The organism is Rhizobium sp. ZPR4, assembly GCF_040215725.1.
In the GTDB taxonomy this organism is placed as follows: Bacteria; Pseudomonadota; Alphaproteobacteria; order Rhizobiales; family Rhizobiaceae; genus Rhizobium; species Rhizobium rhizogenes_D.
In genome coordinates this window covers 1,518,515-1,532,303 of sequence record NZ_CP157968.1, presented here as the reverse complement: position 1 = coordinate 1,532,303, position 13,789 = coordinate 1,518,515, and the positions used below count along the sequence as shown (strand labels likewise).

The following is a 13,789-nucleotide window of genomic DNA, read 5'->3' as shown; positions in this document are numbered from 1 at the left end:
GCGAAGTGACAAGCTTTTACGACATCGAAAACTGCTACAAATTCATCCTCGGCCGCGCAATGAACGAGGACGAGCGTAACGTCATCGGGCAGAACCTGCTGCAGCTGACGGACATTTCTCTGGACGAGCATCGTCGGCGTTTTCTCAGTTCCTACGAATTCCACCAACGCCATAGCGAACTGCTCTTCAATAATTTCGTGCCGAAATCGCTTTTCGTTCTGTTCGAGACAAAATACAATTTCAAGCTGTATCTCGATCTGCGCCAGTATCACATATCCTTCGGCATCATGAGCGGCGAATACGAGAAATTCGATGTCGATCTCGTCAAGGCCATTCTGCCCGAGACCGGGCAGTTCATCGATGTCGGTGGCAATGTCGGATACTACTCGCTCTCCATCGCGGCCCATCCGACGTTCAAAGGAACGGTCCTTGCCTTCGAGCCGCTGCCGAAGCTCTGGGATCTGTTCAATCGCTCGATCCTGGAGAACGGCTTTGAGGACCGCGTCAGCGTTCGCCAACTTGCCCTTGCCGATGCGCCAGGCGAATTGCAGCTCAACAATGCCGAGGACACGGTCAACGCCGGCGCAACGCGACTGGTGACGAATTCGGCCGACACCAGGGTCGGGCGCATGACCAAGGTCGAGACACTCGACCGCGTCGTCGGCAGCCTGCGCCCCGATGTCATGAAGGTCGATATCGAGGGTGCGGAAGGCTTGTTCCTGAAAGGAGCGCAAAAAACGCTCTCGGCACATAAGCCCTCGCTCCTGATGGAGATCAACCGCGACATGCTCTCCGTTCTGTCAAAAACGACGCCGGGTGCGATCCATCAGCAACTCACCGAACGCGGTTACCGCATCTGGAACAGCGCGCAAAATAAGCTGATCCGCATGACCTCGCCCGAGGAACTCGACTTGAATTTTCAGGTCGGCACGGTGGCGAACATTCTGGCCGTCCACGACGATCGCGCCGACGGCGCCAGCGAAAGCCTTCAGCGGCTTGGGCTGACGCTGGGGTCGACGAAGGCAAAGAAACAGCGTCAGCGGGAGCCGGCGCTTTAGCCCCATCAGTGCCCGACTGTGCGGCTCCGGTGCGAGATGCCGGCATCTTATACGGAGACATGATTGAGCAAACGGATCGATGACATAGCTGAGGTCGCCTACTACGGCTCGTGCCCGAGCGAGGAGTTCGTTCGTTACGCCTTTCCGGATAGCAGAATCTCGTTCTTCTGCTACGGCATCAACGTCGCCAGTTTCATGGACGAGCGGAAAGCAAGCCTCAAGGCGATCGAGGCATGGCCGGAGCCCATCAAGAAAAAGCTGCATTTCGAAGCGCGCAAGGGCTTCCGTGAGCGGCTGAAGCAGGCCGCCCCGAAAACGCTTGTTGTCGATTTCAGCCGCATCACACGCGCCTCGCTCATGCGCTACAGGAATACCTTGCTGACAGTGCCCTACGAGCTACTGGAGGCGGGACCGGATTTGCAGCGGGAAGCTTTCGGCATCTTCAAGATCATCCCCTTCGGCTGCCGCGAATTCTGGACGTACGTGATCGAGGCAATGCAGGCATTTTGCGATTTCGTGAACAGAGAACTTCCCGATACAGGACTGATACTGCTCGACGTTCCGCCCACCGCCGATTATCGCGGTACGCTCATCGACAGCAATACCTACATGATCGATTTCTGCCGCTGGCAGATGCGCTATCCGATGTCGCGGATGCTCGTCGACTTCTGCCTGGAGCATATCGAAAACAGTCGAGTGCTGACCCCGCCCATCGATCTCTATTCCGACGACACCGCCCTCTATGGGCCTGCACCGATGCATTATTCTGGCGAAGTCTGGAAAGAGATGGCGGGGCGCTTCCATGCGGATGGCGGTTTTGAAGGCTTGCCGCGCTCCAACGACCTGGTCTCGATCCTCACCAATTATTCCGGCCTTATGGATGCCTTCACCAGGACCGCGTTGTCGAACCCAAACCTTCACCGGTTCAGCCTCGACATTCTGCATGGGGCGCTACCCTATCTTTTCGCAAAAATCAGCAGTCCCGCTCACAGTCATTTCGGCGATCCAATCGATTCCCACGACGTCGTTGCCGCTTTCCGTTGGATTCTGGGGCGCGAGCCGGAATCCGCGGAAACCTTTCTCAATCACTATGCGCTGCACAACCGCGGCGAGCTGCGTGAAACGCTGCTGCGTTCCTTCGAATTCCAGAGCCAGGTGCCTCACTATGCCAAGCAGCAGTAGCGTGGTGGGGAGCCGGACGATCGTCGTATCATTCGAACTTGATGTGGTTGCGCGCCATGTTGACGAGAAAGAGGCCGGCGGCGGTGGTGAACAGGCAGCATTTCAAAAGATAGCCGACGTCGTAGAAGGTCTGCACCGTGTCACCGAAAACGCCGGCGCGGAAAAGCTCGAAGCAATGGACGGTGGGAACGTAGAGCGCCAGTTTCTGCGGGCCGCTCGGCAGCCAGGCCACCATGAAGAACATGCCGCAGATCGGCAGCGTCAGATATTGGAACGGCGGAATGAACTTCTCGATGAACTCGAACCGCTCCGACCCCGCTGCAAAGATAAGCCCGACTGCGAAGGAGAACCAGGCCATGAAAAGCCACCCGGTCAAAAGCAGGCCGAGATCCTGGTAGGGCGGTATGATGCCGGCCAGACGCGCAACTGTGTAGACCACGATAAGGGCCGCAGTCGTGCCGGCAATCTCCAGAAGTGCGCGGGCTATCAGTGCGTCTGCGAGGCGGATCTGACGATGATACATCAAAGGCAAGTTCTGGCGCAGGCAAGAGACGGCATGACCGCTTATGTGGCGCCAGAGCGTCAGCGGCATGTAGCCACTCAGAACGAAGGCTGCGACCGTCAGTCCGTGGGCCTCGTGATGAAGCAGGGTCCACATGATCATGACGCCCGTCGTCAGGATCATCGGCTCAAGTGCAAGCCAGAGAAAGCCGATATTTTCGCGTCCGTAGCGGATGAGCATTTCGCGCATGATCAGCGCGCCGAGAACACGTCCCTGGATCTTCAGTCCGGTTGTGAATTGCGAACGACCGCGGGAATTCATCGATACGTCTTGCATGCGGAAGCCTCCTGTTCATCGTCCCACCTGCGTCGGACGATGGTGCAACGATACCGGCGAAGGCTTCGCGCTCAATTTTCATTGCGTCGGGCTTGGACAATTACCGCCCACGGCACGGCGACATCGATCTGCAATGGCCGACATTCATCAGGAGAGGCGCAGTCATGGCTCTGATAGACTCCGAGACCCAAGGCAAGACGGCCGATGCGGATCATGGACGACAGCCTTTCCGCCAGAGGATTGCGCGATCGATCGCCAAGCCTGCGAAGGCCGGCAAGCGCCGCAGGCGTCCGAAGCGATTGGGCGTTTTTGGTTTGGCCGTCATTGTCCCGACCCTTGTCGTCAGCGCCTATTACGCCTTCGTCGCTGCCCCGATCTATGTGTCGGAAGCATCCTTCGTCGTCCGCATGGCCGCTCCACCGTCGTCCAACGTCTTCGGTTCGCTGTTGCAGAACAGCGGAATAACCCGATCGCAGGACGATACGTTTTCCGTGCAGGAATATATCCGCTCCCGCCAGGCATTGAAGGAACTCGCCACCAAGCTCCCTGTACGCGCCATCTTCGGCAGTCCGCAGGCGGATTGGCTGACGCGCTTTCCGCGGCTCTGGGAAAACAACAGCGAAGAGGAACTCTACAATTACTATTCCGATCGCGTCTCGGTCATTCACAACGACACGACCGGCATCACCGTATTGCGCACGACCGCCTTTCACGCGCAGGATGCCGCCGATCTGAATACCACGCTGCTGGCACTTGGCGGCGATCTGCTCGAGCGCCTGAACAACCGCGCACGCGGGGATGCAGTTCGCTTCGCCGATAATGAGGTCCAGGAAGCGCAGCAGCGGGTCATAGATGCGCAACGAAACATAACGGACTTCAGAAACAAGGAGCTGATGATTGATCCGAATGCCAGCTCCATGTCGATGATCGATCTCATCAGCAATCTGACCGCCGAGCTAGCGAGCACGCGCGCGCGCCTTGCAGAAACGCGCAAGACCGCGCCTGATAGCAATTCCATTCCCTTTCTGACGAGTCAGATCGCGGCGCTGGAGCAGCAGATCGAAAATGAACGGACCAAGATGGTCGGATCGGACAAATCCGTCGCGCCGAGGATCGCGGATTATGAAAGTCTCGTCCTGATGCGGGAGTTTGCCAACAAGGCGCTCGTTGCCGCCCTCGACGCGCTCGAAGCCGCAAGAGCCGATGCCCGCCGCCAGCAACTCTATCTCGAGGTGGTCGTTCCGCCGCAGATGCCGGATGAAGCAGAAATGCCTTATGCGCTCAAGAACATTGTGATCGTCTTCCTGTCCTTGAGCCTTGCCTACCTCCTCGGCTGGCTCATGCTCACCGCCATCAAGGATCATGAAAGCGGTTGATCTCGCTGCGGCAACCGCCGAGGCCAAGTTGTTGGTGCGGCAGTCAGTCGGGATGCCAGAAGCAGGTATAGATTTCCGCCATGCAGGCACGGATCTCACGGCTGGCAATCGAATCCGGAGTGACATGGCCATAGAGGCTGAACTCCGCATCGCGCGCACGAATGTAATATCGCAGAGCCGCTTCGATATCCCGCATCGCCTTGTAGAGATGCGCCGTCTGAATTTCGACATCAATCACTGATGCCGCATCGAGATTTTGTGCATATTCGCGATAGACATCATAGAGCCGCAGCGCCTCGTCGAAATCGCCGGCTTCTTTTGTCACATTCGCATAGACCGCAATCAGATCGATCTCGCCATCCGTATCCACCAGATCGCGCAGTTGTGCCCGTGCCTGAAGCCAGCGCCGCGAATGCACCAATTCCATAGCGCTCTGCCGCTTGCGTTCTATATCGACGCGCGAAAATCGAAGGCGTGCCGACTCCAGATGGCCGGCTATGTCGGTATCGTCTGGTGCAAGCGCGTGGGCGCGTTCGTACCATTGAAGCGCGATCTCCGGTTCATTCATCCGATTGTAGAGGTGGCCAAGCTGCAGATGAATATCGACATCATCGGGCTCCTCCTCAAGAAAGTGTCGATAAGCCTCCAGTGCCGCTTCGAAATCACCATTCTCCTTGCAAGCATGGCCAAGCTGTACGAACAGCGATACTCGCGCGGGATATTGCTCCAGTGCCTGCTGATAATAGAAGGCAGCCGTCGCCCAATCGCGCCGATCGCGTGCGGCATCCGCCTCGGCCAGAACGTTGACTGGCATGTGGGCCTCAGCTGCCCCGCTTCCCGCTTGGCCGACGCGCAGAAGCGTTGATGCGAATCTCAGCTCCCGCCTCATGATGCGTGCCGCATCGAAATGTTTCGGGGACGCAGCCAGCGATCCTCCGGCGCGCGCTCATGAATGCGAACGCGCAATTCGACGAAACGATGCTCCCGCTTGACGGTCACGCATACGGTTCCCGAGAACGAACCGACCAGGGTCATGGTCTGCAGAAAATCGAGGCCGGAATTGGCGACGATCTCGATATCGAGCTTGGCCGTTTGTGGCTGAATGAGATCGAGATCCAGCAGCCAGTCGCCTTCCGCGAAGCTGCGCTTGGGACCTGTGAGCAGCCAGCCCGAATGCACACTCCAGTTGCCGTCGTGAAGCTGCAGCGGCTGGCACAGGAGATCGGGGGCGATCATCCAACCGATGTTCTCGACCTCGCGCACGAAAACGAGCATCGCCTGTCCATCCGGATTAACCAGCAATCCGGATGGCGTGACACTTGCGCTGGACGAATCCGCAACGTCCCGTGCGCTACCATCGTCTTCTGGTAGCAGTGTATCCCAATAGGCCGTCTGTCCATCCCGGCGTGCGATGGCGACGATCCGTTTCACGACAGCGGTTCGCGTGAGGATGCCACGCCTGAGATCGAATTCCAGCCCCAATCGCTCGGCCGATGTCGGATCGCGTCCGCAGATCCGCGCGAAAGCATAGCGCAGGAAAGCCGCATCATCTTCTATCGCAAAGCGAACGAAATTCTCTACCATGGCGAATTGGTCCGGCTCCCGACGCAGCGCCTGAATCTCGGAAAGGCCGCTCAGCGACGACGGAACGGGACGACGAGCCTTCAGCGCATCAACGACGCGCAGTCGGTTGGTGCCGCCGCGAATGGCATTCGCAAGCGAGAGACGATCATCCGCAGTCAGATCGATCTCTGTCAAATCCAACGCCCTTGCCCAGGCATCGACGAAGGATTCCGCAGGCAGGGAGAACACGTCTTTCGGCGGCGCGCTCAAGGGCTGCCTATGCAACTCGGCGATGGTCAATATTGCCCCCCAACATCTTTTCGATGGCTGTGACATGCCGCGCGGCGGTGCGCGGATAAGAATACCAATGGGCTGCCTGGCTGCGGTCTCGATCCAGCATCGACAGCAGCGACGGATTTTGAGCAAGACTGAGGAGTGCCTCCGCAATGCACTCTATCTCGGTACTTTTGACGACATGGCTGAACAGCCACAAATCACGCAGGACCGGCGAGCGGGAGCAAAGCAGCGGGCGATCGACACTCATCGCAATGCGCGCCGCGCCGGTCGCCGTTTCGGTGGAATGGCCATAGAGGAATGAGAGCACATTGCAGGTCATCAGTTCGCGACGCAGCTCTCCTTCAGGAATGAAATCGAAACGCGCCGTGACTTTGTCGGATAATCCGAGATAGGCGATCAGATTTTCGATTGTGGCACGTGTCGCGCGCGATTCGTCGTTTGGAACGACGCAGTTGAACAGCTTGAGACGCAATCTCGGCTCGTAGTTCAATGCCTCCGCAAAGGCCAATACGAGACGATCGATATTCTTGTGGGGCATCAAGAACCCGAAGGAGCCGATGGTAAAGTGTGCGGGGTCGGGTACCGGGGCGTCTTCCGGCACGAGGAGAACGCCATGAGGCATGACGATCGGGTTCGGATGGCCGGCAGCCGAAAGCGCTGCCGCATCCTCCGCGGAATGCACGAAGACCATGTCGAAGGCGCGCGTCCAATCCAGTGTCCCGCCGCGTAACGCCTCTTTCACGCTGTGCATGGTCAGTACGCGCAGTCGGTGACCCGTCGCCGCTATCTGCTGGATCAAGAGCTCCATATCCGGCGTTGAAAAATGCCCTGGATGATGCTGCATCCAAAGGATGTCGCCTCGCCCCTGCTCCAAACGCCCCGCCAGACGTTTGAGCGAAGCAAGATCATAGCCCCACAGCCGCGACATGCTGCGCGGTACGGCATCGATGGCATCGTAGGAGGCTTCCGGCAGCGCGTCGTCCATGATCCGCCGCGCGAAGACATGATCAATCCTGCCTTCGAATGCGGGCGTGCCATAGAGATGCTGCGAATAAGTGGCGATGCCGCATTGCTGCTGCCAGGAGGAAATGAGATCGATCGTCCAATCCCGCCGCGTTTCGGTAGTTGATGGAGCGGATTTGGCAAGGGCGGCCAGCGTGCGGATGGCGACAGACCTCCAGCTGAAATGCGCTTTCAGCAACGATTTGGCTCTTTCCGTCCGGCTGCGGGCCTCATCCGGTCGATCGAGCACAGCGCGCATCTGCATCCCCAGATGCTCGACGGATGGCTCCGCCCAAAGACTATGGGACCCCGCGACATGGGCTTGCGACGCCGACATGTGGCAATCGACCAGCCAGGCCGTGCCGGGGCGGCAGAAATCGAGCTGGCCGCTATAGTTCGTGGTCACCACCGGAACGTCGAGCAGCATGGCCTCCGCCAAAGGCAGGCCGAAACCTTCACCTCTGCTTGGCGCCACCAGCATTGCTGCCGAACGATAGAGCGCGCGCAGCTGGCCTGGGTCATAGTGCTGATCGATGATGGTAATGGGCGCCGCATCGGCGAGCCTGCCCCGTCTGTCAGCCAGGACGGAGGCCGAGATGTTGTTCGGATTCGGAAACGTCTTGACTATCAATTCGACCGGATCATCCGCGCGGAAGCTGCGCAGGAACGCATCGATCAGAACGTCGACACCCTTGCGCGGGAAGCAGGAAGACACATGCAGGATGCGTCGGCGTCCACTTTCGGGCAGCGGGCACGGCACATCGTCGGCGACAGCGGAGAGATGGTCACAGCCATTTCCGGTGACTTCCACCGGTATTGTAATCCCGGAACGCTCGAAACTGTCCCGGACGAAATTCGAAATCACTGTCACGAGGTCGAGATCGCGATTGAATCGGTCCACCAGATATTGCGGAAATTCGAGCTCCTCCCAGGCAAATGCCACATAGGCATTCTGCTGGCCGACCATATCGTGGGTCGCTGGCGGCCAGGTGTTCCGCAGGTGGATGTCGAATGTCTCTTTGAATGGATAGTCATCGCGCATTCGGCGCATGATATCCGTGGCAGCCGAGAGGTTTGGGTCGCTCTGCCAGTCGTCCTCGGCCGTGTGGCAGATGAGATTGATGCCCAGATCTATGAGCGCTTGTGCAAGGTGGCGGTTGACGATCGCCAGGCTGTAATCGCCTTTGAATACACCGTCGAAGAAGACTGTCTTGCCGGCGAACTTTTCGATCAAGGCTCGCTCGTCGATGCGACCTGCATCGAGCGGATAAGGCGAAGCAGCATCGTCATGGCGCATTCATGGCTCCCAGGCACCAGAAACAGACGGATGGGCGATAGCGAAGCGCGCAAATTCGCAGACGTACAAGTAAACGGATGACGAAAACGCTGTCTCTCACCTATGCCCGGCTTCAGCTCCGGGCGGCGGCCGCCGCCCGGAGCCCGATGCTCGGCATGTATGTCAGGATGCCTCAGCTTCTCGGACGAGATAGCCCATTTCCTCCGCACGCTTTTCGAGCGATGCGCGGACTTGTTCGAGCACCTTGCCCGCATAGACCGGCGGATAGCACCAATCGTTCCAGGTGCGGGTCGCCCCGTTTCCGAACGAACCGAACCGCAGGACACCCGGCTCTAGGAAGGACAGGCGCCCACCAAGATCAAGATAGGTCTCCGTCTGCGCGCCCTCGGCAAGGATGATGGAATGTTGCTCCAGCTCGATATGGAAGTATTCGAACGGGACCAACGTCGCCTCTTGGGTGATCGTCGTGCCATTGACAAGGAATTTGGCCGGAATCAGCGATTCTCCGAAGAACATGCAATGATCGGGAGAAACGTATAGATCGCGAGCCGGGACGTTTGCCGCAAAGGCGCCCGCCTGTATGCGGATCGGCAACGTGTCGCGCGGCTTGTCGATCGCCTTCGGATCGATCCGGCGGCGACCAACCCATTTGATTTCCGCAACGCCCTTGTGGGTGACGACGAGATCGCCGACGCGAAAATCCTCGACTGGAATATCGCCTTCCGGTGTCCGGATCAGCGTGCCCCGAAGGAAGCAGCTCGTGAAGGTCAGCGTGTCAGTGTTCGCATCATAAGTATAGGTGACACCCGCCGGTATCGTATAGGAGCCGAGCGCTACGGCATTCAGCAGGCCGCCATAGAAGGTGACCGTGTTGCCGGACTGTTGTACGACGTTCGAGCCGACAACCTCGATCTTGTCTCCCGACTGAACGTTGATGACGTTCGGCGGCGTCGACAGGTTGAGATTGATGCCACCGGGATTATACGCGAACAGGCCGCTGCCATTCGCATTGGCGAAGTCCACCGTGACGCCGTTCAGCAAACCGACGTTGAGTAGGCCGGCATCGACGGTGATGCTGGACCCCGCGCCAATTCCGTAGGTATAGGTCGAGCCGGCTGCGATATTCGCGAGGGTGGCATTGATCGTTACGTTTGCCCCGTTGATCGCGTCGATCGTCGTGCTCGATATCGCACCGGTGCCGGCGAGATTGCTGATATTGACGTCCACGCCATCGACGATGACGGTGCCGTTGGAAACCAGATTGAGCTGGATCGTATCTCCTGATGTCCCAGCATTGCTGCTATCGATCGTAGTCGTGCCGTTATTGACTAGGTTGATGCCAATCAAAGCCATGTTATTATCCTCTCCATTAGATTAACACGTTGTTTTTCAAGGCAAAAATTGTCGTCAGAACTTGTAGTTCAGACCTACCCGAACAGCATGGAAATCGAGGCTGGCTTTGGAATTAAGCTCGTTCCCGCCCATGTTGCTGCTGCCGAAATCGACATACTGATATTCGAGTTTCGCTGTCACATGATCGGTGAAGGCGTGTTCGATGCCGGCACCCACCGTCCAACCGGCTTTGGTCTTGTCGTCATCGAAACCTAGGCCGCCGATTGCGCCTTTGTAATTGACATGGCCATAGGCGAGACCGCCGGTACCGTAGAACAAGGTATTGTCATAGGCGTAACCGATGCGGGGACGGACGGTGCCATACCAGTCGATCTTGGAAGACGCACTCGCGGTGCCATTTCTGAACGAGTCGCTGATGTCAGCGCCCTGGAAATCCGCTTCGAGGCCGATTACCCAGTTGGGGTCGAACTGATAGTTGTAGCCGATCTGGCCGCCTCCGAGGAAGCCGGATCCTTCGAGCTTGCCAAATCTGCCAAGGTAACTTCCGAAGGAATGGAAACCGACATCATCGTTACCACCGAAACCACCGCCGGCATTCACACCGACATAGAAGCCGGTCCACGAAAATACCGGCGCCGTCTCGATAGGAGCCTGAGGCGGCGTGGAAGTCGCGAGATCTGCCGCATAGACGGAACTCCCGGCAACCGTCGCCAACAAGAAAACTGTAGTCCCCAAAAACTTGCGCATTCGAAAATTCTCCTCGAAGGAATTCACGAGATTCAACATGTAACTTGCGAAAGTTCACGTTGAGGCCATAATATAGACGCGATTATAGCTGTAAATACGTACTTTCTAATAAATATTTTCGAGATGTAAGCTTTATTTGTATAGTTTTGTCGCAATATGTATTGAGAGCATATTGATTCTATACTTTGCGGCTTCGCGAAATGCCGGACTCATCGCGGCAGAAACATCATAACTAGAATGAGATGGATAGCTTCGCGCCTGCCGCGACGGCGTCCGAGTGACGCAATCGGGTGCGCTGTGTCGCTTTCGATATAGACAGGCAAGGCGCCGTTCTGCGAGCTTCAATCGCCACCGCAGATATTCATCTGCTGCGCTGGGAGGCCTGACGGGGCGGACCCTTGAAGGAACGTCAGGCCTCCCAACTGCGCACAAAATCCTCTTCCTATGGACGGACATGTGGTGAAGAGCAGGCTGGCAGATCACGGCCTGCATACATCTGGTGTCGTCGATCTCCGCAACAATGTCCAAGAGACAAGTAGAGTGGTCATGTTGTCGCGTAGCGTTCCGAAACAAGCGGCCTGACGGCATTAGGCATTGGCTTACCTTGAAGTCGGGTTTCCAACGCCAGGCGCAATCAGACCTCCGGCGCCGCTTTCCGTATGGACGACATGGCAGTGGCAAGCCACATCTTTGGAACTATCGCAACCGCCAATTTGCGATGGTCGGGAGGCTCGGTCGCTTGCTCTAAGTAACGGTCGGGCCTCCTCGCTTGCGACAAGCGCAACTCGCCGTCTCGCGTTACCTCTACCGCGGCGCGCGTCAAGGCGCCTGCCTGTTCATGGCGGCAAGTTCAGGCGAACCGGCAGGTCTTAATCGCCTCAGGGAATTACACGAATACCGGCCGCGCCCGCTGCCTTGAGGAAAGCAGAGCGAACCTGTTCAGGTGAAACCCTGCCTTTGACACCGTCGATGCAGGCCTGCAGCGCCTCTTCAAACGCATCTCCGTAGCGTATCGGCCATTTCGTCGTCAGATACTCGACAGCCTGTGCGATCGAATTGATGGATTGAACCTCGTCCCCATCCTGCATTGCAATTCCGAGCGGCGCGAATGCCGACCCTACGGGCTCGTCCAACGCCTCGAAGGACGGCGTTGGATCTTCATCGTCGGTATTTTCGGACTTTGTGTGCCGCCGCCTCGTCACCAGCGTAGCCAGCAACGTCATATCCCGTGCAATCTTATCCAGGGCTGCAAGCTTGTCGCCTTCGTCCGCCGCCTGGCCCAGATCGCCCTCTCCCGCCTGCGGCGGCTCCGGCGGCAACGCCAGACGACTATCTAGGTTCGTTTGAGCAGTGAAAACATCAACAGAGATCGAATTAACAAGCCGCGCACCGTTATCGAGGTCGGCGCCAAAACTCTTATCATTCCGCCCCATGCCGGTATGTCCCAATAAGCGCCGTCAAACCCGTCCCACTGCACGTCTGCATAACCGCAATATGCTGTATCGGCAAAAGTACTACTAATAAACGCAAATGGCCCGTGTAGATTAAAACTTTGAAACGAATTTGACCAGTATCGCGACAGCAGAAAGCGCAAATACTCATAAAACCAAGCTGATATTGGCTTATTTTCAATGTATAATTATGGAAATTTTTGCTTAAAAAGCCAGCGGATGGTCCTGTGATCGAAGCTAGATCTCTTCGACGGGGCCGCCATACCTACATCTATAGTTGCGCGTACCCCCTCCAGGGGCTGCCCAATCCACCTGCGATTGCCATCCCCGGCAGTTTTCGGCGCCGGAAGCTATAGCAAGCCTGCTACAAGACGTTGCCTAGGCAGCTGCGGACGCGTGAACGTGCAAAAGCGAGGTAGTACGTTCTTCGATCGCGATAATTCGCGCGTAAGGCCAATGCGAAATGCAGGCCGCCGGTGCAGAATTGAAGGGGCGCACCGAAGTGCGCCGCCTGTTCAAACGATGAAGAAAGTCGACGGCGGAACCTGTAATGCGGTGGCAATACGGCGAAGTTTCGCCGGATCGGCCTCAGCACCAGCCTCGATTTCAGTGATTTCCTCACTGGTGAGGCCACAGGTCTCGGAGAGGTCGTCAATCGTGTAACCGATGGCTTCACGCGCCTGCCGCACGGCAGCAGCAATCTCACCATCAGGTACGGTAGAAACCTTTGAACTATCGATATTATTCGGAGTAATGGACATGAAATTTCTCCTTCCAAAGTCCGCCGGCCAATTCGTTGCCGGGTGAAGGCAGCTATTGCAGCCATGAGGCATATCGACCTAAACAGACACGGCCGAACGCTGCGTCAATATAGGCATCAATGCGGCGAGGGCAAGCACGGAAGCGCATAGCTGCCAATCGCCTGGCTCTCGGCTAATTTCGCGATTTAATATTCTGTGATAGCGACAACACGTCACGGTTACAGAGGAATGAACGCCGCAGCGCACCATCTCGCAACGACGGCCTCTGGCCGGCAGGCTGCGAGCAGCACGTATAGCGTGAAGATCACTTCTTGCCTTTTGTCTTGCGCACTTTCCGCTCAGCCGCAAGCAGAAGCCCCTTGAGCTCCGGCTCACGCACACGATTGGCTGCTTCGATGAAAGAAACCCACTCGATGCGGCGCTGGCCTCGCTCCGGAAAGTCCTGGAGCGTCTGGTCGACCTCCAGCAGATGCAGTTCGACGATACAGGGAACGCGGCTGCCGTCGGCGAGCTGTTTCAGATAGGTAAAATAGCCGAAAGGCTTTTTCTTCACCTTGCCGCGCACACCGGCTTCTTCATAAGCCTCAATAGCGGCAACCTCATGCGGCTTCTTGCCCTTGATGGGCCAACCCTTGGGGACGACCCATCGGCCGCTTTCCCGGCTGGTGACGACGAGCATCTCGGCATGGTCGCAGTCGGGCACCCTCCTGTAGCAGATGGCCGCATATTGTTCGTGGACCCGGCCGTGCAGCAACTCGTCCGTGTGAGACGCAAGCTCGGACAGAAAACTCTCCGATCGTCGTAAGGCCTTTTGCTGTGCTGAGAGTGAAGAAGCCATGCGCGCTACTCGCGACATGGTTGATC

12 protein-coding genes are annotated in these 13,789 nt (G+C 57.5%); 3 read left to right on the top strand and 9 right to left on the bottom strand.

All coding sequences use genetic code 11. The annotated features are described in order from the left end of the window. Positions 1 to 5 precede the first annotated feature (5 nt). Both ABOK31_RS26620 and ABOK31_RS26615 read left to right on the top strand, forming a co-directional pair. A complete protein-coding gene (locus ABOK31_RS26620; protein WP_349959773.1) occupies positions 6 to 1,058 on the top strand; it encodes an FkbM family methyltransferase in 1,053 nt (350 codons plus the stop codon). A gap of 63 nt (positions 1,059 to 1,121) precedes the next feature. Continuing rightward, entirely contained in the window at positions 1,122 to 2,240 is a 1,119-nt protein-coding gene (locus ABOK31_RS26615; RefSeq protein ID WP_349959771.1) for a hypothetical protein, read from the top strand. Positions 2,241 to 2,268: 28 nt separating this feature from the next. Here ABOK31_RS26615 and ABOK31_RS26610 read toward each other — a convergent pair whose 3' ends face one another. Further along, positions 2,269 to 3,078: an ABC transporter permease gene (locus tag ABOK31_RS26610; RefSeq protein ID WP_174173005.1), complete on the bottom strand. Its 810-nt coding sequence runs from the start codon at positions 3,076 to 3,078 to the stop codon at positions 2,269 to 2,271. Between the two features lie 164 nt (positions 3,079 to 3,242). Here ABOK31_RS26610 and ABOK31_RS26605 point away from each other — a divergent pair, with 164 nt between their 5' ends. Further along, a complete protein-coding gene (locus ABOK31_RS26605; RefSeq protein ID WP_349959769.1) occupies positions 3,243 to 4,454 on the top strand; it encodes a capsule biosynthesis protein in 1,212 nt (403 codons plus the stop codon). Between the two features lie 43 nt (positions 4,455 to 4,497). Here ABOK31_RS26605 and ABOK31_RS26600 read toward each other — a convergent pair whose 3' ends face one another. The 8 genes from ABOK31_RS26600 to ABOK31_RS26565 form a co-directional block, all read right to left on the bottom strand. Then, entirely contained in the window at positions 4,498 to 5,268 is a 771-nt protein-coding gene (locus ABOK31_RS26600; protein ID WP_234910501.1) for a tetratricopeptide repeat protein, read from the bottom strand. Positions 5,269 to 5,339: 71 nt separating this feature from the next. Then, entirely contained in the window at positions 5,340 to 6,317 is a 978-nt protein-coding gene (locus tag ABOK31_RS26595) for a hypothetical protein (protein WP_349959767.1), read from the bottom strand. Beyond that, entirely contained in the window at positions 6,295 to 8,613 is a 2,319-nt protein-coding gene (locus ABOK31_RS26590) for a glycosyltransferase (protein ID WP_349959765.1), read from the bottom strand. Before ABOK31_RS26590 ends, ABOK31_RS26595 begins: the two co-directional genes overlap by 23 nt. A gap of 162 nt (positions 8,614 to 8,775) precedes the next feature. Continuing rightward, positions 8,776 to 9,966: a Hint domain-containing protein gene (locus tag ABOK31_RS26585; RefSeq protein ID WP_349959764.1), complete on the bottom strand. Its 1,191-nt coding sequence runs from the start codon at positions 9,964 to 9,966 to the stop codon at positions 8,776 to 8,778. A gap of 54 nt (positions 9,967 to 10,020) precedes the next feature. After that, complete coding sequence (locus ABOK31_RS26580) at positions 10,021 to 10,713, bottom strand: outer membrane protein (RefSeq protein WP_174173011.1); 693 nt, start codon at positions 10,711 to 10,713, stop codon at positions 10,021 to 10,023. A gap of 878 nt (positions 10,714 to 11,591) precedes the next feature. After that, positions 11,592 to 12,146 (bottom strand): DUF982 domain-containing protein, encoded by a 555-nt coding sequence (locus ABOK31_RS26575; protein ID WP_349959762.1) that lies wholly within the window; start codon positions 12,144 to 12,146, stop codon positions 11,592 to 11,594. Between the two features lie 533 nt (positions 12,147 to 12,679). Then, positions 12,680 to 12,925 (bottom strand): helix-turn-helix transcriptional regulator, encoded by a 246-nt coding sequence (locus ABOK31_RS26570; RefSeq protein WP_092706051.1) that lies wholly within the window; start codon positions 12,923 to 12,925, stop codon positions 12,680 to 12,682. Between the two features lie 304 nt (positions 12,926 to 13,229). Beyond that, positions 13,230 to 13,763, bottom strand: a complete 534-nt coding sequence (locus ABOK31_RS26565; protein WP_349959759.1) for an NUDIX hydrolase — start codon at positions 13,761 to 13,763, stop codon at positions 13,230 to 13,232. Between the last annotated feature and the right edge of the window lie 26 nt (positions 13,764 to 13,789).